Origin of the sequence: Streptomyces naganishii JCM 4654, from assembly GCF_014650575.1 — a bacterium.
GTDB classification, from domain to species: Bacteria; Actinomycetota; Actinomycetes; order Streptomycetales; family Streptomycetaceae; genus Streptomyces; species Streptomyces naganishii.
Window position 1 is genome coordinate 410,684 of sequence record NZ_BMVF01000003.1, and the last position, 25,224, is coordinate 435,907.

Genomic DNA, 25,224 nt, shown 5'->3' on the forward strand with positions numbered 1-25,224 from the left:
GATGCGCGAGGGCCGGGGTGCGATGCGCACGGGCCTGGGCGCCGTGCGCACGGACCGGGGCGCGATGCGCGAAGGCCGGGGCGCGATGCGCTCGGGTCAGGGCCGCAGGCCGCTCACGATCTGGGCGGTGGCGGCCAGGCCCTCGTGGATGGTGGGCGCCATGCTCGTGCCGGCCAGGAAGAAACCGAGCAGGACGCAGACCAGGGCGTGCGAGAACTTCAGGGCTCCGTTGCGCACGAAGATGGTCGCCAGGATCGCGAGCAGCAGCACCACAGAGATGGAAATGGCCATCGTCAACCTCCTCCGCCACGCCCACATCGCGGCTTTCGGCCGTAAGTGTGGCGTAGCGGAGGGTTCGGCCGGGCGGCTGACGTGTCCGCCGAACGTGTGATTCTCGGCCCGGCGGACGAGCCTTCGCCGGGCGGGTCAGGGCGCCTGGAGGTCGACCAGCCCGGCCAGCGTCTCGCGGTGGGCGCCCGCCGTGCCGTACGCGATCGAGTCGGCCTTGGCCCGCTTCAGGTACAGGTGGACCGGGTGCTCCCACGTCATGCCGATGCCGCCGTGCAGTTGCAGGGCCTCCTCGGCGGCGTGGACGGCGACGGGCGAGGCGAAGGCCTGGGCGACGGCGGTCGTCACGTCGGCGTCCTCGTCGCGGGCGAGCGCGTCGGCGGCGGCCCGGGCGGCGGCGCGGAGGTTGACGACCTCCAGCCACAGCTGGGCGAGCCGGTGCTTGAGCGCCTGGAAGCCTCCGACCGGACGGTTGAACTGCTTGCGCTCCCTGAGGTAGCGCACGGTTTCCGTCAACGTCCAGTCGGCGAGGCCGAGTTGCTCGGAGGCGAGCAGTGCGGCCCCGGCGCGCAGGGCGCGGTGCACGGCGGGTCCGGCGTCCCCGACGCGGCGGCCGGAGGCACCGTCCAGTCGTACGGTGGCCAGGGGCCGGGTGAGGTCGAGGGACACCTGCCCGGTGACGGTCACCGCGTCGGCGGTCACCGCGTACAGGCCGCCGTCGTCGGCGGGTACCAGCAGGACGTCGGCGGTGGCCGCGTCCGCGATGCCGGTCAGCTCGCCGTGCAGGGCGCCGTCCTCGAGCCGTGCGGCGGGGAAGCCGGCGTCCGGGGCGGTGTGCAGACCGACGGCGAGGGCGGCGCGGGTGCGTCCGGGGGCCAGCCGGCCGAGCAGCTCCTCGTCCGCGCAGGCCAGCAGGGCCTCCGTGGCGACGACGGCGCTGGTGAGGTACGGAACGGGGGCGACGGCCCGGCCCAGCTCCTCCAGGACGACGGCCGCCTCCCGGTGGGTGGCGCCCTGGCCGCCCAGTTCCTCGGGGATCAGCAGCCCGGCCAGGCCCATGCCCTCGGCGAGCGGCTTCCACAGCGCGGGGTCGTGCGCGGCGCCGGACTCGACGCGCGCGATCACGTCCGCCGGGTCGCAGTGGTCGGTGAGCAGGTCCCGTACCGCGGCGCGCAGCGCCTCTTCCTCCTCGGAGTAGAGAAGATCCGTCATCGGGCGAGGTCCTTCCAGGCGACGTCCTTGTCGGTGCGCGGCTCGGCGGGCAGCCCGAGGACGCGTTCGGCGACGATGTTCAGCAGGACCTCGCTGGTCCCGCCCTCGATGCTGTTGCCCTTGGAGCGCAGGTAGCGGTAGCCGGCGTCGCGGCCGGTGAAGTCGACCAGCTCCGGGCGGCGCATGGTCCAGTCGTCGTACAACAGGCCCTCCTCGCCGCGCAGTTCGACCTCCAGTCCGCTGATCTCCTGGTTGAGCCGGGCGAAGGCGAGCTTCATGCCGGCACCCTCGGGGCCGGGCTGTCCGGCGACGAGCTGCTGGCGCAGGCGCTCGGCGGCGAGGCGGGAGACCTCGGCCTCCACCCACAGCTTCAGCAGCCGCTGGTGCAGGTCGTGGGTGCGCAGCTCGGGCCGTTCGCGCCAGGTCTTCGAGACCGGGCCGATCATTCCGCCCTCGCGCGGCAGGCGCATGCCGCCGATGGCGACGCGTTCGTTGTTGAGCGTGGTCTGCGCGACCCGCCAGCCGTCGCCGATCTCCCCCAGGCGCCGGGAGTCGGGGATGCGCACGTCGGTCAGGAAGACCTCGTTGAACTCGGCCTCGCCGGTGATCTGGCGCAGCGGCCGCACCTCGACGCCGGGGTCGGTCATGTCGCACAGGAAGTACGTGATGCCCGCGTGCTTGGGCACGTCCGGGTCGGTGCGGGCGATGAGGATGGCCCAGCGGGCGAGGTGGGCGCTGGAGGTCCACACCTTCTGCCCGTTGACGACCCACTCGTCGCCCTCCCGGACGGCGCGGGTGCCCAGCGCGGCGAGGTCGGAGCCGGCGCCGGGCTCGCTGAACAGCTGGCACCAGACCTCCTCGCCGGTCCACAGGGGCCTGAGGAAGCGCCGCTTCTGCTCCTCGGTGCCGTAGCGCAGGATGGTCGGGGCGGCCATGCCGAGGCCGATGCCGATGCGGCGCGGGTCGTTGTCGGGGGCGCCCGCCGCCTCCAGTTCGGCGTCGACGACGGCCTGGAGGGAGCGCGGGGCGCCGAGTCCGCCGAGCCCCTCGGGGTAGTGCACCCAGGCGAGCCCGGCGTCGAAGCGGGCCTGGAGGAAGGCGAGGCGATCGGTGTCCGCGGGCGGGTGGGCGGCCAGCAACTCGCGTGTGCGGCCGCGCAGTCCGGCCGCGTCGAGGGAAGTGCCGGTCATGCGGCGGCTCCGTTCTCCAGTGCGGGCACCAGGGCGACACGGCCGGTGGTGACCCCGTCGGCGACCCGCTGGACGGCGCCGGCGGCTCCGCTCAGCGGCACCCGCTCGCTCACCAGCGGCCTGATCGCGCCCCGGGCGGCGAGCTCGGTGAGCTGTTCGTGGCAGTGCTGGACGAGCTTGGGGTTCTTGGTGTTGTACAGGCCCCAGTGCAGGCCGAGGATCGAGTAGTTCTTCACCAGGGCGTGGTTGAGGGCGGGGCTCGGGATGGTGCCGCTCGCGAAGCCGACGACGACGATCCGGCCCTCGAAGGCGACCGTCTTGGCCGACTGGGCGTAGGCCTGGCCGCCCACGGGGTCGTAGATCACATCGGCGCCCCGGCCGCCGGTGGCCTCCTTGACGGCGGCGACGACGTCCTCGGTGTGCCGGTCGATCACGGCGTCGCAGCCGAGCTCGCGGGCCACGGCGGCCTTGCCGGCACCGCCGACGACGCCGATCACGGTGGCGCCGGCCGCCTTGCCGAGCTGCACGGCCGCGCTGCCCACGCCTCCTGCGGCGGCGTGCACGAGCAGGGTCTCGCCGGCCTGGAGGTGCGCCCGGCGGTGCAGGCCGAACCAGCCGGTCTGGTAGCCGATGTGCAGGGCGGCCGCCTCCGCGTCGTCCAGGGCGTCCGGCGCGGGCAGCACTGCCGCGGCGTCGGCGACGGCGTACTCGGCGAAACCGCCGTACGGCAGCGCGGGGTTGGCGATCACCCGGCGCCCGTCCGGCGTCTCGCCGCAGATCTCCACGCCGGGGGTGAACGGCAGCGGCGGCCGGACCTGGTACTGGCCGCGGCACAGCAGCGCGTCCGGGAAGTTGATGTTGGCGGCCCGCACCTTCAGCAGCACCTGGCCGTCACCGGGCGCGGGCGGCTCGGTCTCCTCCAGCCGCATCACCTCGCTCGGCTCGCCGTTCTCGTGCACTCGCCATGCCTGCATGCGCCGCCTCCACGGGATGGCCGTCGTCTGACCGGTCCCCGGCATACTAAGCGGTCGCTTGCCGTCAGGGGAACACCCGGCGGGGAACACCCGGCCTCAGTCGCCCTTCGCGCGCCGCGACGGCCGCGCCCGTACGTGCATCCGCTCGCCCTGCGGCCCGAACAGGCTCAGGAACTCCACCGGCCCCTCCCCCGTCGACCCGAACCAGTGCGGAACCCGCGTGTCGAACTCCGCCGCCTCACCGGCCGAGAGCACCACGTCGTGCTCGCCCAGGACGATCCGCAGCCTGCCCGAGAGCACGTACAGCCACTCGTACCCCTCATGGGTGCGCGGGTCCGGCTCCTGCCTGCGCCGCGGTTCGAGCACCTTGAACGCCTGGAGGCCGCCCGGCTGCCGGGTCAGCGGCCAGTGGGTGCGGCCGCCGCGCACGATCGGCTCGGCCCGCACCCGCGGGTCGTCCACCGGCGGGGCGCCGACCAGTTCGTCGAGGGGCACCCGGTGGGCCTGCGCGATGGGCAGCAGCAGTTCGAGGCTGGGCTTGCGCAGGCCGGACTCCAGCCGGGACAGGGTGCTGACCGAGATTCCGGTCTTCTCCGAGAGGGCGGCGAGGGTGACCTCGCGCTCCTTGCGGATCCTGCGCAGCCTCGGCCCCACACCCGCGAGTACGTCGTCCGTCGTCATGCCGACATTGCAGGTTCGGCAAAGACGTTTGTCAATCCGGCGAACACGGGCGACCGTCGGCTCCGGAGGTGGTCATCCATGACCGAGAAGGACATCAAGGACGCCTACGGGAGCGGGCGCGAGGACGCGTACGAGGTGGTCGTCGCCGGGGGCGGCGCGGCCGGGCTGTCCGCGGCCCTGGTCCTCGGCCGGGCGCGGCGGCGCACCCTGGTCGTCGACGCGGGCGAGCCGCGCAACGCGCCCGCCGCGCACGTACAGGGCTTCCTCTCCCGCGACGGCGTGCCGCCCGCCGAACTGCTCGCCGCCGGCCGGGAGGAGATCGCCCGGTACGGGGTGGAGCTGGTCCGCGACCGGGCGGTGCGGGCCGAGCGGGACGCGCGCGGGGAGTTCGACGTGACCCTGGCGGGCGGGCGCACGGTCCACGCCCGCCACCTGGTCGTCGCCACCGGTCTGAGGGACGAGCTCCCACCGGTCGCGGGGCTCGCCGGGCGCTTCGGCCGGGACGTGCTGCACTGCCCCTACTGCCACGGCTGGGAGGTGCGCGACCAGGCCTTCGGCGTGCTGGCCACCACGCCGATGAGCGTCCACCAGGCGCTGATGGTGACCCAGTGGTCCAAGGACGTCACCCTCTTCCTGCACGAGGTGGCCGAGGAGCTGCTGTCCGAGGGCGACCTGCGCAGGCTGGCCGCGGCCGGGGTCCACGTGGTGCCCGGGGAGGTGGCCGCGGTCGTCGTCGAGGAGGACCGGCTGACCGGCGTACGCCTCGCGGACGGCACGGTGCACACACGCGAGGCGCTGTTCGTGGCCCCGCGCGCGGTGCCGAACACCGGCCTGCTGGAGCAGCTGGGCGCCGAGCTGGACCAGACCCCGTTCGGCGCCTACCCGGTCGTCGACGAGCGGGGTCTGACCAGCGTCCCCGGGCTGTGGGCGGCCGGGAACGCGAGCGGCTTCGCCGAGCAGGTGATCAACGCGGCGAGCCGCGGGTACCGGGCGGGCGCGGCGATCAACGGCGAGCTGCTGTTCACCGACCTCGACTCCGCCGTCGCGGCCGCCGGGCCCGCGCGGGACGTCACGCGCAGCCCCGCGCAGGTGTAGCGCCGCGCCCCGCGGTGCACCATGACTGCATGCTGCTCGCCCGGCTGGCACAGGTGTCGCGGGAGGTCGCGGCCACCTCGGCGCGGTCCCGGAAGACCGCCCTGCTCGCGGAGCTGTTCCGGGACGCGGAGGCGGACGACGTGCCGGTCGTCATCCCCTATCTCGCCGGAAGGCTGCCGCAGGGACGGCTCGGCGTGGGCTGGAAGGTGCTCGGGCGCCCGGTCGCACCGGCCCCGGAGCCCTCGCTCACCGTGCGGGAGGTGGACGCCCGGCTGAGCGAGCTCGGCAAGGTGTCCGGGCCTGGTTCGCAGGCCGAACGGGCGCGGATCGTGGGCGAGTTGATGGGCGCGGCCACGCAGGACGAGCAGCGGTTCCTGCTGGGCCTGCTCACCGGGGAGGTACGGCAGGGGGCGCTGGACGCCCTCGCCGTGGAGGCGCTGGCCGCGGCCACGGGCGCGCCGGCGGCGGACGTGCGGCGGGCGGTGATGCTGGCCGGCTCGCTCCAGACGGTGGCGCGTGCGCTGCTCGCGGACGGGCCGCGGGCGCTGGAGCGGTTCCGGCTCACGGTGGGCCGCCCGGTGCTGCCCATGCTCGCGCACAGCGCCTCCTCCGTGGCGGAGGCGCTGGACAAGCTGGGGGCGTGCGCGGTCGAGGAGAAGCTGGACGGCATCCGGGTCCAGGTGCACCGGGACGGCGGGACGGTACGGATCCACACCCGCACGCTGGACGACATCACCGACCGGCTCCCGGAGGTCACCGCGGCCGCCCTCGAACTACCGGGCGAACGGTTCATCCTCGACGGCGAGGTGATCTCCTTCGGCGCGGACGGGCGCCCGCGCTCCTTCCAGGAGACGGCGGGCCGGGTGGGCTCGCGGCTGGACGTGGCGACGGCGGCCGAGCAGGTCCCGGTCTCCCCCGTGTTCTTCGACGCGCTCGCGGTCGGCGACCGGGACCTGCTCGACCTGCCCTTCGCCGGGCGGCACGCGGAGCTGGCCCGGCTGGTCCCGGAGCCGATGCGGGTCAGGCGCACCCTGGTGTCCGGCCCGGCGGACGTGCGCGAGGCCGAGGACTTCCTCGCCGGGACCCTCGCGCGCGGCCACGAGGGCGTGGTCGTCAAGGCGCTCGACGCCCCCTACAGCGCGGGCCGGCGGGGCGCCTCCTGGCTGAAGGTCAAGCCCGTGCACACCCTCGACCTGGTGGTCCTGGCCGCGGAGTGGGGCCACGGCCGCCGCACCGGCCGCCTCTCCAACCTGCACCTGGGCGCGCGGACGGCGGACGGCGGCTTCGCCATGCTCGGGAAGACCTTCAAGGGCATGACGGACGCGCTGCTGGGCTGGCAGACCGAGCGCCTGCGCGAGCTCGCCGTCGAGGAGAAGGGCTGGGGCGTGGTCGTACGGCCCGAACTGGTCGTCGAGATCGCCTACGACGGCCTCCAGCGCTCCACGCGCTACCCGGCGGGCGTCACCCTGCGCTTCGCCCGGGTCGTGCGCTACCGCGAGGACAAGCGCCCGGAGGATGCCGACACGGTGGAGACGCTGCTGGCCGCGCACCCGGAGGTACGGCCGTGACGGACGACAGCCGGGACGGGCGGGACCAGCGGGGCCGAGGGGACCAGCAGAGCCGGGGGAACCAGCAGGCCCCGGGGGACCAGCAGAGCCCGGGAGCCCAGCAGGGCCCGGGCGACCAGCAGGACGAGCGGGGCCGGCGGGACCGCCAGCCGCAGCGGGCCCGGCGCGGCAGGCGCAGTGCGGGTCTGCTCCTCTTCCGGCGCGCGGACGGCGGCCTGGAGGTGCTGCTCGGGCACATGGGCGGCCCGCTGTGGGCGCGGCGCGACGCGGGGGCGTGGACGGTGCCCAAGGGCGAGTACGAGGGGGACGAGCCCGCCTGGGAGGCGGCGCGGCGCGAGTTCCGCGAGGAGCTGGGGCTGGCGCCGCCCGACGGCACGGCGCTGCCGCTCGGCGAGGTCCGGCAGGCGAACGGCAAGGTGGTCACGGCCTGGGCGGTCGAGGGCGACCTCGACCCGGCGGCGATCACTCCGGGCACCTTCTCGATGGAGTGGCCGCCGCGCTCCGGGCGCACCCGGGAGTTCCCGGAGCTGGACCGGGTGGCGTGGCTCGGCCTGGACCGCGCCCGCGAGGTGATCGTCAAGGCCCAGGCCGCGTTTCTGGACCGGCTGGCTGAGCACTCGCTCTGACGAGGCAGGAGCCTCACGCGTTGCGGCGGGCACCGCGGCGCGCGAAGGTCGAAGCACAGCCCGCGCGAAGGGGAGGTCAGCCATGTCCACCATCGCCACGGTGAACCCGGCCACCGGCGAGACGATCAAGACCTACGAGGCCATGGGCGAGGAGGAGATCGGGCGCCGGCTCCAGCTCGCCGAGGCCACCTTCCGCACGTACCGCACGACGGCCTTCGCCGAGCGGGCCCGGCTGATGGACCGCGCCGCCGGCCTCCTCGACGAGGACCGGGACGAGATCGCCCGCGTCATGACCACGGAGATGGGCAAGCCGGTCAAGCAGGCCCGGGCGGAGGCCGCCAAGTGCGCGAAGGCGATGCGCTGGTACGCCGAGCACGCCGAGGAACTGCTCGCCGACGAGGAGCCCGCCGAGTCGGACGTGAAGGACTCCGGCGCCTCGCGCGCCCTGGTCCGCTACCGGCCGCTCGGCCCGGTGCTCGCGGTGATGCCCTGGAACTTCCCGCTGTGGCAGGTGATCCGCTTCGCCGCGCCCGCGCTGATGGCGGGCAACGTCGGACTGCTCAAGCACGCCTCCAACGTGCCGCAGACCGCCCTGTACCTGGAGGACCTGTTCCACCGGGCGGGCTTCACCGAGGGCTGCTTCCAGACGCTGCTGATCGGCTCCGGCGCGGTGGACGACGTCCTGCGCGACGAGCGGGTCAAGGCGGCCACGCTCACCGGCAGCGAGCCGGCCGGGCGTGCCGTCGCCTCCACCGCCGGGGAGATGATCAAGAAGACGGTGCTGGAGCTGGGCGGCAGCGATCCGTACATCGTGATGCCCTCGGCCGACCTCGACCGGGCCGCCGAGGTGGCGGTGACCGCGCGGGTGCAGAACAACGGCCAGTCCTGCATCGCCGCAAAGCGCTTCATCGTGCACACGGACGTCTACGACGCCTTCGCCGAGCGGTTCGTGGCCGGGATGCGGGCGCTGAAGGTCGGTGACCCGATGCAGGAGGACACCCAGGTCGGGCCGCTCTCCAGCGAGCGGGGCCGGGCCGACCTGGAGGAGTTGGTCGACGACGCGGTGCGCGGCGGGGCACGGGTGCTGTGCGGCGGGCAGCGGCCGGACTGGCCGGGCTGGTACTACCCGCCGACCGTGCTGGCGGGCATCACCCGTGAGATGCGCATCCACCGGGAGGAGGCCTTCGGGCCGGTGGCCACGCTGTACCGCGCGGCGGACCTGGACGAGGCCGTGCTCATCGCCAACGACTCGCTGTTCGGGCTGAGTTCCAACGTGTGGACGCGGGACGAGAAGGAGGTCGACCGGTTCGTACGGGACCTGGAGGCGGGCGGGGTGTACGTGAACGGCATGACCGCTTCGCACCCGGCGCTGCCGTTCGGCGGAGTGAAGCGGTCGGGGTACGGGCGTGAGCTGTCCGGGCACGGAATCCGCGAGTTCTGCAACATCACCACGGTATGGCACGGGGCGTGACGCTTCCGCGGCTACGATCCCCTTTGTGAACCGCGAAGTGACTCTCCCTCTGATCGTCGACGACCGCGGTACCTTGCAGGTGGCCGCGGCCGATGTGAGCAAGCTGCTGCGGACGGTGGGCGGCCGGTGGCTGCGCCTGGTGGAGACCGGGCAGGAGCGTCTCGACGAGGACACGGTCGCCGCCCTGACCATCGAACTGGCCAAACTCGCCGACCGCATCGACGTCGCCTGCATCGCCCACAGCAGCGGAGCGGCGTCGGGCTGAGCACGCCCGCCGGGGGCGGCGCGCGGCCGCGCCCCCGGCGCCGGGAGCCCTGGGGCGCCGGGTGCGGCACGGCAAGTCCCCGGCCCGGACGGCCGCTTGCCGACGCGGCCCGGTGGCGGGCCCGGCCGGCAGCCAGGCCCGCACCCGCACCGCCACCCGCACCCGCACCCCCACCCGGGGCGCGACTGTCCTCGCCCGCGGCTCGGCCGCCCCGTCACACGCGCACTGCGGCGCGCGCCTTCCCATCCCCGCCGGACGGCGGCCCACTCGCCCTCGCGGCCGAGCCGTAGCGACCGCACGGGCCCGCCGCCGCGCGACCCCGGACCCGGCCGACCGACCGCCGAGTCCCCCTCGGGCCGCCGTCCGGGGGCGTGGGCGGGTGGGTGGCGGCGCGCGGGGGGCGGGTGGGCGTGCTTCGGGGGGCGTCGGTTCCGCGGGCCTCGGGTGTGGTGGTGCCGGGACCGTGGGCGAGGCGTCGACCTGCGGGTATGCCGAGCGCGGCGCCGACGGGCGGGGCATGCGGCGGGGGCGGTGAGGGGCCCCGGGGCCGTGCTCGCCGTCGCCGGATTGGAGTAGTCCGGCGAGAGATCGTCGCCCTCCCGGGCGATCGTGGTTGGACCACCCTTCTGGGTGCACCACCCTCTGACCGGGGGGCTACCGGCCTTCCGGAAGGCGAAAGCAGGCACGGCATGGCGACTTTGTGCAGACCCTCGGTGTCCGTTCCAGAGCACGTCATCACGATGGAGGAAACGCTCGAACTCGCGCGTTCCCACCACGCGGACCACCCGCAACTCCCGCTGGCCCTCCGGCTGATCGAGAACACCGGTGTGCGCACCCGGCACATCGTGCAACCCATCGAGGAGACCCTGAAGCACCCGGGCTTCGAGGAGCGCAACAAGCTCTACGAGCAGGAGGCCAAGGCGCGGGTCCCCGCGGTCATCCAGCGGGCGCTCGACGACGCCGGCCTCCTGACGACCGACATCGATGTCATCATCTACGTCTCCTGCACGGGCTTCATGATGCCCTCGCTCACGGCGTGGCTGATCAACGAGCTGGACTTCGACCCGACCACCCGCCAGATACCCATAGCCCAGCTGGGCTGCGCGGCCGGCGGCGCGGCGATCAACCGGGCCCACGACTTCTGCACGGCCTACCCGGACGCCAACGCGCTCATCGTGGCCTGCGAGTTCTGCTCGCTGTGCTACCAGCCCACCGACCTCGGCGTCGGCTCCCTGCTCTCCAACGGCCTGTTCGGCGACGGCATCGCCGCCGCCGTGGTCCGCGGCACCGGCGGCACCGGCGTCCGCCTGGAGCGCAACGGCTCGTACCTGATCCCCAAGACCGAGGACTGGATCGCGTACGACGTCCGGGCGACCGGTTTCCACTTCCTGCTGGACAAGCGGGTGCCGGCCACCATGGAGCCGCTCGCCCCCGCCCTGAAGGACCTCGCCGGGCTGCACGGCTGGGACGCCTCCGACCTGGACTTCTACGTCATCCACGCGGGCGGCCCCCGCATCCTGGACGACCTCAGCAAGTTCCTGAAGGTCGAACCGCACGCCTTCCGCTTCAGCCGGGCCACGCTCACCGAGTACGGCAACATCGCCAGCGCCGTCGTACTGGACGCGCTGCGGCGGCTGTTCGACGACGGCGGCGTCGACGAGCGGGCCCGCGGACTGCTCGCCGGGTTCGGCCCCGGCATCACCGCGGAGATGTCGCTCGGCCGCTGGCAGATCGGGGACGGGGCATGAGCGGGGAGACGCTCACCGAGACCCTGCCCCCGGTGCGGCACTGGCCGGCCGGCGACCTGACCGGGACCGAATTCGACCCGGTGCTGGCCGAGCTGATGGCGGAGGGCCCCGTCACCCGCGTCGAACTGCCCAACGGCGAGGGCTGGGCGTGGCTGGTGACCCGCATGGACGACGTGCGGTCGGTCACCAACGACCCCCGGTTCAGCCGCGAGGCGGTCATGGACCGGCCGGTCACGCGGCTGGCCCCGCACTTCATCCCCAGCCGTGGCGCGGTCGGTTTCCTGGACCCGCCCGACCACACCCGGCTGCGCCGCTCCGTCGCCCCCGCGTTCACCGCGCGGGGGGTGGGGCGGGTACGGGAGGACGCCCGGCGGATGCTGGACGAACTGGTCGGCGAGCTCCTCCGGGACGGCCCGCCCGCCGACCTCACCGCCGCAGTGCTCAGCCCCTTCCCGATCGCGGTCATCTGCGAGCTGATGGGTGTGCCGGCCGCCGACCGGCACGGCATGCACAACTGGACGCAGCTGATCCTGTCCTCCTCGCACGGCGCCTCGGTCAGCGAGAAGGCCAAGGAGGAGATGGGCGCTTACTTCACCGATCTGATCGGCGCGCGGTCCGGGAGCACCGGGGAGGACGTGGCCTCACTGCTCGGCGCGGCCGTGGGGCGCGGCGAGATCACCATGGAGGAGGCGGTCGGTCTCGCGGTGCTGCTGCAGATCGGCGGCGAGGCGGTCACCAACAACAGCGGGCAGATGTTCTACATCCTGCTGACCCGCCCGGAGCTGGCCGAGCGGCTGCGCGCCGAGCCGGGCATCCGCCCGCAGGCCGTCGACGAACTGCTGCGCTACATCCCGCACCGCAACGCGGTCGGGCTGTCCCGGATCGCCATGGAGGACGTGGAGATCGCCGGGACGCGGATCCGGGCGGGCGACGCGGTCTACGTGTCGTACCTGGCCGCCAACCGTGACCCGGAGGTCTTCCGCGACCCCGAGGAGATCGACTTCGATCGCGGCCCGAATCCCCATGTGGCGTTCGGCTTCGGCCCGCACTACTGCCCCGGCGGCCAACTGGCCCGGATGGAGTCGCAGTTGCTGGTGGACGCGCTGCTCGACCGGATACCGGGGCTGCGGCTCGCGGTGCCGCCGGGTCAGGTGCCCTTCAAGAAGGGCGCGTTGATCCGCGGGCCCGAGGCCCTGCCCGTGACCTGGTGAGCCCGCGATGACCAGCGAGGGGCTGCTCGTGCCGCCGGGACAGGGCCGGGTCGTGGAGACGCCGGCCCAGCGGGTGACGTTCAAGGTCACCGGCTCGCACTCGCGCACGGCCTCCACCTTCGAGGTGGAGGTCCCGCCGGGCTTCGACGTGGGCGCCCATGTGCACACGCGCAGCGAGGAGTTGTTCTACGTGCTCGAGGGCGAGCTGGACGTGCTCGCCTTCGAGCCCCGCATCCGCACCCCCGACCACTGGCAACGCTGGGAGTCGGCCTCCGGCAACCGGGTGGTGCGGGCGGGCCCCGGCACAGTGATCGTGGTGCCGCCGGGCTGCCCGCACGCGTTCGCGAACCCGACGGACACGCCGGCCAAGATGTTCTTCCAGGCCTCCCCGCCCCCGGACCACGAGCGGTACTTCGAGGAACTGCTGGAGATCCTCGGGAACGGGGGCCCGCCGGACCACGCGGCGATCGAGGAACTGCGGACGCGCTACGACATCGAGCAGCTGACGCCGCTCAGGCACCGCTAGCGGCCGTTGGCGGCGCCCGGTCGGGTGCGGGACCTACCGGATCGGCATCCCGGAGATCGTGCGGGAGATCACCAGCCGCTGGATCTCGCTGGTGCCCTCGAAGATGGTGTAGATCGCCGCGTCGCGGTGCATCCGCTCCACCGGGTACTCCCGGGTGTAGCCGTTGCCGCCCAGGATCTGGATCGCCTGGGCGGTGACCTTCTTCGCGGTCTCGCTGGCGAACAGCTTGGACATCGAGCCCTCGGCGGCGGTGAACGGCTTGCCGTTGACCGCCATCCAGGAGGCGCGCCACACCAGCAGGCGGGCGGCGTCGATCTGGGTGCGCATGTCGGCGAGCTGGAAGGCGACGCCCTGGTTGTCGATGATCGGCCGGCCGAACTGCTCGCGGGTCTTCGCGTAGTCGAGGGCGACCTCGTACGCGGCGCGGGCGGTGCCCACCGCCATGGCGCCGACGGCGGGGCGGGACGCCTCGAAGGTGGCCATCGCCGCGTTCTTGACCCGCTCGCCGCCCTTGGCCGCCCGCTCGCGGGCGCGGGCGAGCCGCTCGTCCAGCTTCTCCTTGCCGCCGAGCAGGCAGGAGCCGGGGACGCGCACGTTGTCGAGGATCACCTCGGCGGTGTGCGAGGCGCGGATGCCGTGCTTCTTGAACTTCTGGCCCTGGGCGAGGCCCGGGGTGTTCGGCGGGACGATGAAGGAGGCGTGGCCCTTGGAGCCGAGCTCCGGGTCGACGGAGGCGACGACGACGTGCACGTTGGCTATGCCGCCGTTGGTGGCCCAGGTCTTCGTGCCGTTGATCACCCACTCGTCCTTGGCCTCGTCGTAGACCGCGCGGGTGCGCAGGGAGGCGACGTCGGAGCCGGCGTCGGGCTCGGAGGAGCAGAAGGCGGCGACCTTGACGTCGTTCGCGTCGCCGTACATCTGCGGGATCCAGGTGCCGATCTGCTCCTCGGTGCCGTTGGCGAGGACGCCGACGGCGGCGAGGCCGGTGCCGACGATCGACAGGGCGATGCCCGCGTCGCCCCAGAACAGCTCCTCCATGGCCATGGGGATGCCGAGGCCGGTGGCGTCGAAGTACTGCTGGGCGTAGAAGTCGAGGGAGTAGATGCCGACCTTGGCGGCCTCCTGGATGACCGGCCAGGGAGTCTCCTCACGCTCGTCCCATTCGGCGGCCGCGGGGCGGATGACGTCGGCGGCGAAGCCGTGCAGCCAGTCCCGGACCTCCTTCTGTTCGTCGTTGAGCTCCATGGTGAACTCGGCCATGTCCCCTCCAGCGGTGCACATGCGTGTTACTTGCGGTAACCCTACTGTGTTACCGACCGGTAGGAAAAGTCAACTCCTCATGATCTCTCGGCAGCCCGTTCGAGGTCTCAGGGGCTGTCAGTGTTAGTTTGCGCAGGCGTCACCGAAACAGCACGGGTGGGGAGAGCTCATGGACACCACGCAGCGGACCGATCAGCAGCGGTCCGCCGACCGCCGCAGGCGCGAGCTGCTGGAGGCCGCCGACCGGGTGGTGCTGCGCGACGGCCCACAGGCCTCCATGAACGCCATCGCCGCCGAGGCCGGCATCACCAAACCGATCCTCTACCGCCACTTCGGCGACAAGGGCGGCTTGTACGCGGCCCTCGCCAAGCGGCACACCGACGCCCTGCTCGACTCGCTGCGGGCCGCGCTGGACGCCCCGGCGGACCGGCGCGAGCGGGTGGAGGCGACGCTGGACACCTACCTCGCGGCGATCGAGGCCCGGCCGCAGGTGTACCGGTTCCTGATGCACCCCGCGGAGGCCGGCCAGAGCACCGACCAGGGCTTCGACGTCGGCCTGCACTCCGCCCCGCTGCTGCGCCGCATGGGCGAGGAACTGGCCCAGGTCATCGAGGAACGGCTGGACCTCGGCCCGGGCAACCAGCAACTGGCCCGGGTCTGGGGCCACGGCATCGTCGGCATGATGCACGCCGCCGGCGACTGGTGGCTCGGCGAACGCCCCTGCTCCCGCGCCGAACTGGTCCGCAGCCTCGCCGACCTCCTCTGGGGCCGCCTGGCAGCAGCGGGCGACAAAATGGGCGGCCCCGGCTTCTGACACCCGACGCCGGGTTCCGCACCGGCGGCCGGGCCCGCGGCCTGCGGTCGGTGGCCGGCGGCCGGCTGCGAACCGGCGACCGGCAGCAGCACCGGGCGGGCTCCGGGCCCGCACCCGGGGTGAGGGCCGGTGGCCTGGCCCGGGGCCGAAGCGGCGAGCCGGCCGTGGCCGGTGGCCGGGCTTACGGGCGGTGTGCCCACGGTGCCTTCGAGGCCTGGCGCCGCAGTCTGCGGTGGCGCCAGCCCGTGAGGTGGTCGGGGTACAGGCGGCCGGCCAGGTGGTCGCACTCGTGCTGGAGGCAGCGGGCGAAGAAGCCGGTGCCGTGGACGGTGACCGGCTCGCCCGCCGCAGTGAAGCCCTCGACGACCGCGTGGTCGTAGCGCTCGGTGCCGGCCTCCAGGCCCGGCAGGGACAGGCAGCCCTCGGGGCCGCGCACCACGACCCCGTCCGCCGTGACCAGGCGCGGGTTCACCAGGTGGCCGACGTGCCGTACGTCCTCGTCGTCCGGGCAGTCGTAGACGAACACCCGCAGCGGCTCCCCCACCTGGTTCGCGGCCAGTCCGACGCCCCGGGCGGCGTACATCGTGGCGAACAAGTCCTCGACGAGCGCGGCCAGTTCGGGGCCGAACGCGGTGACCTCCCGGCAGGGTGCCCGCAGCACCGGGTCGCCGAGCAGGGTGAGGGGCCGCACGCGCCCGCGGGCGCCCGGGATCGAGCCGTGTCGCATGGCGGCAAGGGTACGGTCCTCCTGGACGCGCGAGAGGCGTGCGTCTTTCGTGACCGTGCCGGGATTCGGGAGCGCGAACGGATCTCGATAGGCTGAGGTCCACACCACGTTGCCGGATGGCTCAGGCGCGGCGCGTACGCAAGGAGGATCGAGAACTGATGGCAGGCAACTCGGACCCGCTCACGCCGCGGGCCAAGCTGGCCGTGACCGCGGGCAAGGCGGTCGCGGCTGCATCGCGTGCCGCGGGGCGCGGCAGCGGTTCGGTGATCGGCGGCCGGGTGGCGCTCAAACTCGACCCCGACCTCCTGGCCCGGCTCGCCCAGAACCTGGACGTGGTCCTGGTCTCGGCGACCAACGGCAAGACGACCACCACCCGGCTCATCGCCGAGGCGCTGCGGGCCGCGGGCCCCGTCGTCTCCAACGCCCTCGGCGCCAACATGCCCGCGGGCATCACCTCCGCGCTGGCGGGCGGCTCGGACGCCCGGTACGGCGTGATCGAGGTCGACGAGAAGTACCTCGCGGGCGTGGCCCGGGACACCGACCCCAAGTGCATCGCGCTGCTCAACCTCTCCCGCGACCAGCTCGACCGCGCCGCCGAGACCCGGATGCTCGCCGAGAACTGGCGCGAGGGCCTGTCCGGTTCCAAGGCCGTCATCGTCGCCAACTGCGACGACCCGCTGGTCGTGTGGGCGGCGTCCTCCTCCCCCAACGTGGTCTGGGTGGCCGCCGGCCAGATGTGGAAGGACGACGCCTGGTCCTGCCCGGCCTGCGGCGGCGTGATGCAGCGCCCCGGCGACGACTGGTTCTGCGGCGAGTGCGGCTTCCGCCGGCCCACCCCGAGCTGGGCGCTGTCCGGCGAGCACGTCCTGGACCCGCACGGCTCGGCCTGGCCGATCCACCTCCAGCTGCCGGGCCGCGCCAACCGTGCCAACGCCGCCTCCTCCGCCGCCGTGGCCGCCGTCTTCGGCGTGCCGCCGCAGGTGGCTCTGGAGCGCATGTACCAGGTGCAGGCGGTCGCCGGACGCTACGACGTGGTCCAGTTCCAGGGCCGCGACCTCAGGCTGCTGCTGGCGAAGAACCCGGCCGGCTGGCTGGAGACGTTCTCGCTCATCGACCCGCCGCCCACCCCGGTGATCCTCTCGGTGAACGCGCGCGGCGCGGACGGCACCGACACCTCCTGGCTGTGGGACGTGGACTACACGCGCCTGACCGGCCACCCGCTCTTCGTGATCGGCGACCGCAAGCTGGACCTCGCGGTGCGCCTGGAGGTGGCCAACCAGCACTTCCAGGTCTGCGACAACCTCGACCAGGCCGTCCAGCAGGCCCCGCCGGGCCGGATCGAGGTCATCGCCAACTACACCGCGTTCCAGGACCTGCGCCGCCGCGTCGGCAACTGACCACGAAGGACGAGCACTTCATGAGTGACAACCAACTGCGCCTGGTGTGGATCTACCCGGACCTGCTGAGCACCTACGGCGACCAGGGCAACGCGCTCGTCGTGGAGCGGCGGGCCCGGCAGCGGGGCCTGGACGTGGCCCGTCTCGACGTGCGCAGCGACCAGCCGATCCCGACCTCCGGCGACATCTACCTGATCGGCGGCGGCGAGGACCGGCCGCAGCGGCTCGCCGCGGAGCGGCTGCGCCGCGACGGCGGTCTGGACCGGGCCGTGGGCAACGGCGCGATCGTCTTCTCGGTCTGCGCGGGCTACCAGATCCTCGGCCACGAGTTCATCAACGACCTCGGCCAGCGCGAGCCGGGCCTCGGCCTGCTGGACGTGGTGTCGGTGCGCGGCGAGGGCGAGCGCTGCGTCGGCGACGTGCTGGGCGACATCGACCCGCGCCTGGGCCTGCCCCAGCTGACCGGGTTCGAGAACCACCAGGGCGTCACCCACCTCGGCCCCACCGCCCGCCCTCTCGCCCAGGTCCGCCAGGGCAACGGCAACGGCACCGGCGACGGCACCGAGGGCGCCTACAACGACACCGTCTTCGGCACGTACATGCACGGCCCGGTCCTCGCCCGCAACCCGCTGATCGCGGACCTGCTGCTGAAGCTGGCCCTCGACGTGAACGCGCTGCCGCCGGTCGACGACCGCTGGTACGAGGCGCTGCGCAGCGAGCGCATCGCCGCGGCCGAGCAGCCCGCGTAGCACCCGCGCGCGGCACTCGCGCACGTGCCGCTCCACGCGGGAACGGTTCTCCTGTGAGCCTCCGGGGCCCCGGGGAACCGGCCGCGCGACCGGCTCGCGGGCGCCGCTCACCGAGCCCGTCTGACGGGCCGTACGCACAGGTGAGCGGCCCCGTCCAGCAGGCGGACGCATGGTTCGGCCCTCCCCCCTGGTGCCGCTAGGGTGGCGGGGATCGAGCCGGACAGCGCGGTCCGGTCCCGTGCCCACGTGGAGAAGGTAATCCGGGCTATGCGCATTGGTGTCCTCACGTCCGGCGGCGACTGCCCCGGCCTGAACGCCGTCATCCGGTCCGTCGTGCACCGCGCCGTCGTCGACCACGGCGACGAGGTCATCGGCTTCCGGGACGGCTGGAAGGGCCTCCTGGAGTGCGACTACCTCAAGCTCGACCTCGACGCCGTGGGCGGCATCCTGGCCCGCGGCGGCACCATCCTCGGCTCCTCCCGGGTCCGCCCCGAGCATCTGCGCGACGGCGTGGAGCGGGCGCGGGGCCACGTCGAGGAGCTGGGGCTCGACGCGATCATCCCGATCGGCGGCGAGGGCACGCTGAAGGCGGCCCGGCTGCTGTCCGACAGCGGCCTGCCCATCGTCGGGGTGCCCAAGACCATCGACAACGACATCGCGGTCACCGATGTCACCTTCGGCTTCGACACGGCCGTGACCGTGGCCACCGAGGCCCTGGACCGGCTGAAGACCACCGCCGAGTCGCACCAGCGGGTGCTGATCGTGGAGGTCATGGGCCGGCACACCGGCTGGATCGCGCTCCAGTCCGGCATGGCGGCCGGCGCCCACGCCATCGTCGTACCGGAACGCCCCTTCGACATCGAGGAGTTGGCGAAGAAGGTCGGCGAGCGGTTCGCGGCCGGCAAGCGCTTCGCGATCGTGGTGGCCGCCGAGGGCGCCAAGCCGCTCGCCGGCACCATGGACTTCGACGAGGGCGGCAAGGACGTCTACGGCCACGAGCGGTTCGCCGGCGTCGCCCGGCAGCTCTCCGTCGAGCTGGAGGAGCGCCTGGGCAAGGAGGCCCGGCCGGTCATCCTCGGGCACGTCCAGCGCGGCGGCACCCCGACGGCGTACGACAGGGTGCTCGCCACGCGGTTCGGGTGGCACGCCGTGGAGGCCGCGCACCGCGGGGAGTTCGGCCGCATGACCGCGCTGCGCGGCACGGACATCGTGATGGTGCCGCTGGCCGAGGCGGTGGAGACGCTCAAGACGGTTCCGGCCGAGCGGTACGCCGAGGCGGAGTGCGTGCTGTAGCCGGCGCACGAGCACACACCGCCCCCGGTCGCGATCGCGGCCGGGGGCGGTTCTACTCTGGGTGCGGACAGACAGCTGCGGACACGCACAGCTGTGGTCGGACAGTGCACAACCCCCACGAACCAGGAGCCGGCGGATGGATCACAGCGGGCACGGCATGACGATGGACCTGCCGCCGTTCACGCTGGGACGCGGCCTGGAGTGGTCCGCGGACCCCTTCTTCCTCGTCGCCTGCCTGCTCGGCCTCGGTCTGTACGGCTGGGGCGTGGTGCGGCTGCGGCGCCGCGGCGACTCCTGGCCGGTGGGCCGGACCGTGGCCTACGCCGTCGGTGTGCTGACGGTGATGCTGGTGATGTGCACCGGGCTGAACGACTACGGCATGGTCATGTTCAGCGTGCACATGGTCCAGCACATGGTCATCAGCATGCTCTCGCCGATCCTGATCCTGCTCGGCGCCCCGATCACGCTGGCGCTGCGCGCCCTGCCCCCGGCCGCCCGGGGCCGCAAGGGTCCGCGCGAGCTGCTGCTGGCGCTGCTGCACAGCCGCTACATCCGCATCGTCACCCACCCCGCGTTCACCATCCCGATGTTCATCGCGAGCCTGTACGCGCTGTACTTCACTCCGCTGTTCGACTTCCTCATGGGCTCGAAGGCCGGGCACATCGCGATGATGGTGCACTTCCTCGCGGTCGGCCTGGCCTTCTTCTGGCCGATCATGGGCGTGGACCCGGGCCCGAACCGGCCCGGTTACCTGATGCGGATGCTGGAGCTGTTCGCGGGCATGCCCTTCCACGCCTTCTTCGGCATCGCGCTGATGATGGCGTCCACGACCATGGTGGACACCTTCAGGAACCCGCCCGCCTCGCTCGGCATCGACGCCCTCTCCGACCAGACCGCGGCGGGCGGCATCGCCTGGGCGTTCAGCGAGGTGCCCTCGGTGCTGGTGCTGCTCGCGCTGCTGTACCAGTGGTACCGCTCCGACCAGCGGCAGGCCAAGCGCAAGGACCGCGCCGCCGACCGCGACGGGGACAAGGAGCTCGCGGCGTACAACGCCTACCTCGCGTCGCTCAACGCGCGCGGGAACTGACCGGTTCCCCTCGTGCAGCCCTGTCCCGCATCTGTCCGCCCGCGCCCCGCCGGGGCACCATGGAGGCGGACGGACCATGAGGAGGGTGTCGCGATGCCCGGTTCCACGGACGGTTCCACGAAGGCGATGGGGGTGCTCACCGTCGGCGCCCTCGTCGTGGTGACGGCCTACACGGTGGCGCTCGGCGGCAACGGGTGGCTGTGGTTCAGCTGGGTCGTGCTGGGCCTGATCACCCTCGGCATGGTCGCCACCCGCAGCACCTGACGCGCGCCCGTCCGCTCACTCCCCGGGCAGCCGGCCGGCCGAGTGCACGCCCGGCTGGTACTTCGGCAGCCGCACGGTGATCTTCATGCCGGCGCCGGGCGCGGTCTCGATGACCAGGCCGTGGTCGTCGCCGTAGACCTGGCGGAGCCGGTCGTCGACGTTGGACAGACCGATGCCGCCCGAGGGGCTGACCTCGCCCGCGAGGATGCGGCGCAGCAGCGCGGGGTCCATGCCGGCGCCGTCGTCCTCGATGACGACCAGCGCCTCGGCGCCCGCGTCCTGCGCGGTGATGCGGATGCGGCAGGTGCCGGCCTTGCCCTCCAGGCCGTGCTTGACGGCGTTCTCCACCAGCGGCTGGAGGCACAGGAAGGGCAGCGCGACCGGCAGCACCTCGGGGGCGATCTGGAGGGTGACGGCGAGGCGGTCGCCGAAGCGGGCCCGTACGAGCGCCAGGTAGTGCTCGATGGCGTGCAGTTCGTCGGCGAGCGTGGTGAAGTCGCCGTGCCTGCGGAACGAGTAGCGGGTGAAGTCGGCGAACTCCAGCAGCAGCCCGCGGGCCCGCTCGGGGTCGGTGCGCACGAACGAGGCGATCACCGCGAGCGAGTTGAAGATGAAGTGCGGGGAGATCTGGGCGCGCAGGGCCTTGATCTCGGCCTCGATGAGCCGGGTGCGGGAGTCGTCGAGGTCGGCGAGCTCCAGTTGGACCGTCACCCAGCGGGCGACCTCGCCGGCGGCCCGGACCAGGACGGCGGACTCGCGGGGCGCGCAGGCGACCAGCGCGCCGTGCACCCGGTCGTCGACGGTGAGCGGGGCGACGACGGCCCAGCGCACCGGGCAGTCGGGCACCTCGCAGGCGAGCCGGAAGGCCTCGCCGCGCCCGCTGTCCAGGGGGCCGGCGAGGCGTTCCATGATCTCGTCGCGGTGGTGGGCGCCGACCCCGTCCCAGGCCAGGACGCGCCGGTCGTCGGTGAGGCACAGGGCGTCGGTGCCGAGCAGGGAGCGCAGCCGGCGGGCCGACTTGCGGGCGGTCTCCTCGGTGAGCCCGGCCCGCAGCGGGGGCGCGGCGAGGGAGGCGGTGTGCAGGGTCTGGAAGGTGGCGTGCTCGACGGGGGTGCCGAGGTCGCCGAGGTTGCGCGGGCGGGCCGTGCGCCGGCCGAGCCAGAACCCGGCGGCCAGCAGCGGCAGTACGGCCACGCACAGCCCGGCGAGGAAGCCGCTCACGCCTTCACCTCCGCGCGCAGTTGCTCGGGCAGGTGGAAGCGGGCCAGGATCGCGGCCGTCCTCGGCGGCACCCGGCCGGGCGTGGCCAGGGACACCAGGATCATGGTGAGGAAGCCCAGCGGCACCGACCACAGCGCGGGCCAGGCGAGCAGCGCGTGCAGTCCCCCGGTGCCCGGCAGTCCCGCCATGGTCACGGCCACCGCGACGAGCGCGCCGCCGCCGCCCGCGAGCATCCCGGCGGCCGCGCCGGGCGGGGTGAGCCGCCGCCACCAGATGCCGAGGACGAGCAGCGGGCAGAAGGAGGACGCGGACACGGCGAAGGCGAGCCCGACCGCGTCGGCCACCGGGAGGCCGCCGACCAGGACGCTCGCGGCCAGCGGCACGGCCATGGCGAGGAGGGTGCCGAGCCGGAAGTGCCGTACCCCGCGCGAGGGCAGCACGTCCTGGGTGAGCACTCCTGCGACCGCCATGGTCAGCCCGGAGGCGGTGGACAGGAACGCTGCGAAGGCGCCGCCCGCGACCAGCGCGCCGAGCAGGTCCCCGCCGAGGCCGCCGATCATGCGGTCGGGCAGCAGCAGTACGGCGGCGTCCGCGTTGCCGGTGACGGTCAGTTCGGGGGCGTAGAGGCGGCCGAGGGCGCCGTAGAGGGGAGGCAGCAGGTAGAAGCCGCCGATCAGGCCGAGCACGGCCACCGTGGTGCGGCGGGCGGCGACGCCGTGCGGGCTGGTGTAGAAGCGGACGACGACGTGCGGCAGGCCCATGGTGCCGAGGAAGGTGGCGAGGATGAGTCCGTACGTGGCGTAGAGGGGGCGTTCCTCGCGGCCGGCGGCGAGCGAGGTGGACATGCCGCGGGTGCCGCCGCGCTCGGCGGTGGGGACGGCGGCTCCCCGGGGGAAGGCCAGCCGGGTGCCGCGCTCGACGTGGTGGGTGCCGGCGGCGAGGGTCAGCCGCCGGTCGTGGAGGGCGCGGCCGTCGACCGTGCCGCTGACGGTGACGGTGAGCACCTCGCGCAGGGTGAGGTCCAGGGTGCCGTCGACGCGGACGGTGCGCTGCTCGCGGAAGGCGGCCGGCTCGTCGAAGGCGTGGCCGGGCGCGCCGTCACCCTGCCAGGCCAGGACGAGGAAGAGGGCCGGGACGAGCAGGGCGGTCAGCTTGAGCCAGTACTGGAATGCCTGGACGAAGGTGATGCTGCGCATGCCGCCGGCGGCGACGGTGGCCACCACGACGACCGCGACGATGACTCCGCCGAGCGCGTCGGGCGCCCCGGTCAGCACCGCGAGCGTCAGCCCGGCGCCCTGGAGCTGCGGCAGCAGGTACAGCCAGCCGACGCCGACGACGAAGGCGCCGGCGAGCCGCCGCACGCCCTGGGAGGCGAGCCGGGCCTCGGCGAAGTCGGGCAGGGTGTAGGCGCCGGAGCGGCGCAGCGGTGCGGCCACGAAGAGCAGCAGCACCAGATATCCGGCCGTGTAGCCGACCGGGTACCAGAGCATGTCGGGGCCCTGCACCAGGACCAGGCCCGCGATGCCCAGGAAGGAGGCGGCGGAGAGGTACTCGCCGCTGATGGCGGCCGCGTTCAGGCGGGGGCCGACGGTGCGGGAGGCGACGTAGAAGTCGGAGGTGGTGCGGGAGATGCGCAGCCCGAACGCGCCGACCAGGACGGTGGCCACGACGACGAGGGTGATGGCGGGGACGGTGTAGGCGGAGTTCACGGGTGTGCTGCCGGCCTCAGCGGTCCTCGACGAGGCGGACGAAGTCGCGTTCGTTGCGCTCGGCGCGGCGCACGTACCAGCGGGCGAGCAGGACCAGCGGGGCGTAGAGGCCGAAGCCGAGCACCGTCCAGGTGAGGCGGCGGGCCTCGGGGGCCGCCGCGAAGACCAGCGGCAGCGGGCCGACCAGCAGTACGAGCACGGCGAACACGGCGAGCGCGGCGCGCAGTTGGGAGCGCATCAGGGAGCGCACGTAGGTGTGCCCGAGGGTGGTCTGCTCGTCGATCTCGGTGCGCGGGCGGTAGTGCACCGGGGCCGTGCGGGTGCGGCGGGGCGGTCCGGTGACGACGACGCGGCGCTCGGCGGGGTCCTGCGGCATGACGTACGCCCCCTCAGCCCGCGGTCCGGCGCATCAGCATCTCCCGCAGCTCGCGCGCGTGGCGGCGGCTGACCTGGAGTTCCTCGCCGCCCACGAGCACGCTCACCGTGCCGGCGTCCAGGCGGAGTTCGCCGATGTGGCGCAGCGCGACCAGGTGGCGGCGGTGGATGCGGACGAAGCCGCGGGAGCGCCAGCGCTCCTCCAGGGTGGACAGCGGGATGCGCACGAGGTGGCTGCCCCTGGCGGTGTGCAGCCGGGCGTAGTCGCCGCGCGCCTCGACGTGGGTGATGTCCTCCACCGCGACGAAGCGGGTCACGCCGCCGAGCTCGACGGGTATGTGGTCCGGGTCGGGTTCGCTGACGGGTATGCGGGGGGCGGCGTCGCGCAACTGGGCGGCGCGGCGGACGGCCTCGGCGAGCCGTTCGGTGCGCACGGGTTTGAGGACGTAGTCGACGGCCTTGAGGTCGAAGGCCTGGACGGCGAAGTCCTCGTGCGCGGTGACGAACACGATCAGTGGCGGCTCGGCGAACCCGGTGAGCAGCCGGGCCAGGTCGAGACCGTCGAGGCCGGGCATGTGGATGTCGAGGAACACGACGTCGATGGCGTCGGGTCCGTGCGGCCCGGACTGCAGCGCCCGGTTGATGCGGCGCAGCGCCTCCGTGGCGTCGCCCGCGCCCTCCGCGCCGGCGATCCTCGGGTCGGCGTTGAGAAGGTAGAGCAGTTCCTCCAGCGAGGGGCGTTCGTCGTCGACGGCGAGGGCGCGCAGCATGAACGTGGAGTGTAGGGGCGATGGGCGCGCCTGGACATGTCCGGGACGTGGGCGTTCTCGCTGGACAGGGCTGGATACAGTGCGGGCATGAACAGCAGGACGGCCCCGTTCGACGAGCTCGACCGGAAGATCCTCACCGCCTTGACGGCGAACGCCCGCACCAGTTTCGCCGAGATCGGCGCGGCCATCGGCCTGTCCGCGACCGCCGTCAAGCGCCGGGTGGACCGGCTGCGCGAGACGGGGGTGATCACCGGGTTCACGGCCACGGTGCGGCCGTCCGCGCTGGGCTGGCGCACGGAGGCCTATGTGGAGGTGTACTGCGAGGGCGCGGCGCCGCCGCGGCGGCTGGCGGAGGTGGTGCGCAACCATCCGGAGATCACGGCGGCGATGACGGTGACCGGCGGCGCGGACGCGCTGCTGCACGTGCGGGCGCGGGACGTGGAGCACTTCGAGGAGGTGCTGGAGCGGATCCGCACGGAGCCGTTCATCCGCAAGACGATCAGCGTCATGGTGCTCTCCCACCTGCTGCCGGACAGCCCGGAGGCCGCCGCCAGCCATGCCGCGCCGCAGGACGCAGCGGACGTGCGCTGAGCGACGGGAACACGCAGCATTGCTGCTTGAACGCGCAGCTTTTCTTTCTTGTCGCCCGTATCCCCTCCTTCCTACCTTTGTGTCAACCCACAGTCGACACCGCAGGAAGCGG

The 25,224-nt window shown here is 73.4% G+C and carries 25 protein-coding genes and 1 pseudogene; 15 read left to right on the top strand and 11 right to left on the bottom strand.

Features of this window, described 5'->3' with window-relative positions; genetic code table 11:
• Positions 1 to 96: 96 nt before the first annotated feature.
• The 5 genes from IE217_RS07205 to IE217_RS07225 all read right to left on the bottom strand — a co-directional run bounded on the left by IE217_RS07205 (position 97) and on the right by IE217_RS07225 (position 4,345).
• The gene (locus IE217_RS07205; RefSeq protein WP_190176874.1) at positions 97 to 291 is read right to left on the bottom strand and encodes a hypothetical protein; all 195 of its coding nucleotides are present in this window, start codon (positions 289 to 291) and stop codon (positions 97 to 99) included.
• Between the two features lie 135 nt (positions 292 to 426).
• Positions 427 to 1,500 (bottom strand): acyl-CoA dehydrogenase family protein, encoded by a 1,074-nt coding sequence (locus IE217_RS07210; protein ID WP_190176875.1) that lies wholly within the window; start codon positions 1,498 to 1,500, stop codon positions 427 to 429.
• Positions 1,497 to 2,690: an acyl-CoA dehydrogenase family protein gene (locus IE217_RS07215; protein WP_190176876.1), complete on the bottom strand. Its 1,194-nt coding sequence runs from the start codon at positions 2,688 to 2,690 to the stop codon at positions 1,497 to 1,499. Before IE217_RS07215 ends, IE217_RS07210 begins: the two co-directional genes overlap by 4 nt.
• Entirely contained in the window at positions 2,687 to 3,664 is a 978-nt protein-coding gene (locus IE217_RS07220) for an NADPH:quinone oxidoreductase family protein (RefSeq protein ID WP_190176877.1), read from the bottom strand. Before IE217_RS07220 ends, IE217_RS07215 begins: the two co-directional genes overlap by 4 nt.
• 96 nt (positions 3,665 to 3,760) lie before the next feature.
• Positions 3,761 to 4,345, bottom strand: a complete 585-nt coding sequence (locus IE217_RS07225) for a helix-turn-helix domain-containing protein (RefSeq protein WP_190176878.1) — start codon at positions 4,343 to 4,345, stop codon at positions 3,761 to 3,763.
• 78 nt (positions 4,346 to 4,423) lie between these two features.
• Between IE217_RS07225 and IE217_RS07230 the strand changes: the two genes are divergently transcribed.
• The 8 genes and pseudogenes from IE217_RS07230 to IE217_RS07265 all read left to right on the top strand — a co-directional run bounded on the left by IE217_RS07230 (position 4,424) and on the right by IE217_RS07265 (position 12,855).
• Positions 4,424 to 5,440 (top strand): NAD(P)/FAD-dependent oxidoreductase, encoded by a 1,017-nt coding sequence (locus IE217_RS07230; protein WP_190176879.1) that lies wholly within the window; start codon positions 4,424 to 4,426, stop codon positions 5,438 to 5,440.
• Positions 5,441 to 5,469: 29 nt separating this feature from the next.
• On the top strand, positions 5,470 to 7,008 hold the full coding sequence (locus IE217_RS07235; protein WP_190176880.1) for an ATP-dependent DNA ligase: 1,539 nt from the start codon (positions 5,470 to 5,472) through the stop codon (positions 7,006 to 7,008).
• Between the two features lie 164 nt (positions 7,009 to 7,172).
• Positions 7,173 to 7,634 (top strand): annotated as a pseudogene (locus IE217_RS07240) (NUDIX hydrolase); the annotation flags it as partial.
• 82 nt (positions 7,635 to 7,716) lie between these two features.
• Entirely contained in the window at positions 7,717 to 9,105 is a 1,389-nt protein-coding gene (locus tag IE217_RS07245) for an NADP-dependent succinic semialdehyde dehydrogenase (protein WP_190176881.1), read from the top strand.
• A 25-nt stretch (positions 9,106 to 9,130) separates the two neighbouring features.
• Positions 9,131 to 9,370: a DUF6213 family protein gene (locus tag IE217_RS07250; protein WP_189704045.1), complete on the top strand. Its 240-nt coding sequence runs from the start codon at positions 9,131 to 9,133 to the stop codon at positions 9,368 to 9,370.
• A gap of 689 nt (positions 9,371 to 10,059) precedes the next feature.
• The gene (locus IE217_RS07255) at positions 10,060 to 11,118 is read left to right on the top strand and encodes a type III polyketide synthase (protein WP_190176882.1); all 1,059 of its coding nucleotides are present in this window, start codon (positions 10,060 to 10,062) and stop codon (positions 11,116 to 11,118) included.
• Positions 11,115 to 12,329 carry a cytochrome P450 gene (locus tag IE217_RS07260; RefSeq protein WP_190176883.1) on the top strand — a complete coding sequence of 405 codons (1,215 nt, stop codon included), beginning with the start codon at positions 11,115 to 11,117 and terminating at the stop codon, positions 12,327 to 12,329. Before IE217_RS07255 ends, IE217_RS07260 begins: the two co-directional genes overlap by 4 nt.
• 7 nt (positions 12,330 to 12,336) lie before the next feature.
• Positions 12,337 to 12,855, top strand: coding sequence for a cupin domain-containing protein (locus IE217_RS07265; protein ID WP_190176884.1), 519 nt, complete (start codon positions 12,337 to 12,339; stop codon positions 12,853 to 12,855).
• A 33-nt stretch (positions 12,856 to 12,888) separates the two neighbouring features.
• Here the strand turns inward: IE217_RS07265 and IE217_RS07270 are convergent, their stop codons facing one another.
• Complete coding sequence (locus tag IE217_RS07270) at positions 12,889 to 14,115, bottom strand: acyl-CoA dehydrogenase family protein (RefSeq protein WP_190176885.1); 1,227 nt, start codon at positions 14,113 to 14,115, stop codon at positions 12,889 to 12,891.
• 169 nt (positions 14,116 to 14,284) lie between these two features.
• On the opposite strand from IE217_RS07270, the gene IE217_RS07275 reads away from it, so the two are divergent.
• The gene (locus IE217_RS07275) at positions 14,285 to 14,929 is read left to right on the top strand and encodes a TetR/AcrR family transcriptional regulator (RefSeq protein ID WP_190176886.1); all 645 of its coding nucleotides are present in this window, start codon (positions 14,285 to 14,287) and stop codon (positions 14,927 to 14,929) included.
• A gap of 181 nt (positions 14,930 to 15,110) precedes the next feature.
• On the opposite strand, the gene def is transcribed toward IE217_RS07275, so the two are convergent.
• A complete protein-coding gene (gene def, locus IE217_RS07280; protein WP_190176887.1) occupies positions 15,111 to 15,656 on the bottom strand; it encodes a peptide deformylase in 546 nt (181 codons plus the stop codon).
• 158 nt (positions 15,657 to 15,814) lie between these two features.
• Here def and IE217_RS07285 point away from each other — a divergent pair, with 158 nt between their 5' ends.
• From IE217_RS07285 to IE217_RS07305, 5 genes are all read left to right on the top strand, one after another.
• Positions 15,815 to 17,053, top strand: a complete 1,239-nt coding sequence (locus IE217_RS07285; protein WP_190176888.1) for a MurT ligase domain-containing protein — start codon at positions 15,815 to 15,817, stop codon at positions 17,051 to 17,053.
• A 20-nt stretch (positions 17,054 to 17,073) separates the two neighbouring features.
• Positions 17,074 to 17,802 (top strand): type 1 glutamine amidotransferase, encoded by a 729-nt coding sequence (locus tag IE217_RS07290; RefSeq protein ID WP_190176889.1) that lies wholly within the window; start codon positions 17,074 to 17,076, stop codon positions 17,800 to 17,802.
• Positions 17,803 to 18,069: 267 nt separating this feature from the next.
• A complete protein-coding gene (locus IE217_RS07295; protein ID WP_190176890.1) occupies positions 18,070 to 19,095 on the top strand; it encodes a 6-phosphofructokinase in 1,026 nt (341 codons plus the stop codon).
• Positions 19,096 to 19,231: 136 nt separating this feature from the next.
• Positions 19,232 to 20,182, top strand: a complete 951-nt coding sequence (locus IE217_RS07300; RefSeq protein ID WP_190176891.1) for a cytochrome c oxidase assembly protein — start codon at positions 19,232 to 19,234, stop codon at positions 20,180 to 20,182.
• 93 nt (positions 20,183 to 20,275) lie between these two features.
• Positions 20,276 to 20,446: a hypothetical protein gene (locus tag IE217_RS07305; RefSeq protein WP_190176892.1), complete on the top strand. Its 171-nt coding sequence runs from the start codon at positions 20,276 to 20,278 to the stop codon at positions 20,444 to 20,446.
• Positions 20,447 to 20,461: 15 nt separating this feature from the next.
• Here the strand turns inward: IE217_RS07305 and IE217_RS07310 are convergent, their stop codons facing one another.
• The 4 genes from IE217_RS07310 to IE217_RS07325 are packed head-to-tail and all read right to left on the bottom strand — an operon-like array spanning position 20,462 to position 24,521.
• Positions 20,462 to 21,667: a sensor histidine kinase gene (locus IE217_RS07310; protein WP_190176893.1), complete on the bottom strand. Its 1,206-nt coding sequence runs from the start codon at positions 21,665 to 21,667 to the stop codon at positions 20,462 to 20,464.
• Positions 21,664 to 23,376: a sodium/solute symporter gene (locus tag IE217_RS07315; RefSeq protein WP_190176894.1), complete on the bottom strand. Its 1,713-nt coding sequence runs from the start codon at positions 23,374 to 23,376 to the stop codon at positions 21,664 to 21,666. The genes IE217_RS07310 and IE217_RS07315 overlap by 4 nt, the downstream gene beginning before the upstream one ends.
• Positions 23,377 to 23,392: 16 nt before the next feature.
• The gene (locus IE217_RS07320) at positions 23,393 to 23,752 is read right to left on the bottom strand and encodes a hypothetical protein (RefSeq protein ID WP_190176895.1); all 360 of its coding nucleotides are present in this window, start codon (positions 23,750 to 23,752) and stop codon (positions 23,393 to 23,395) included.
• A 13-nt stretch (positions 23,753 to 23,765) separates the two neighbouring features.
• The gene (locus IE217_RS07325; RefSeq protein WP_190176896.1) at positions 23,766 to 24,521 is read right to left on the bottom strand and encodes a LytR/AlgR family response regulator transcription factor; all 756 of its coding nucleotides are present in this window, start codon (positions 24,519 to 24,521) and stop codon (positions 23,766 to 23,768) included.
• Between the two features lie 87 nt (positions 24,522 to 24,608).
• On the opposite strand from IE217_RS07325, the gene IE217_RS07330 reads away from it, so the two are divergent.
• Positions 24,609 to 25,112: an Lrp/AsnC family transcriptional regulator gene (locus IE217_RS07330; RefSeq protein WP_190176897.1), complete on the top strand. Its 504-nt coding sequence runs from the start codon at positions 24,609 to 24,611 to the stop codon at positions 25,110 to 25,112.
• The last annotated feature ends 112 nt before the right edge of the window (positions 25,113 to 25,224 follow it).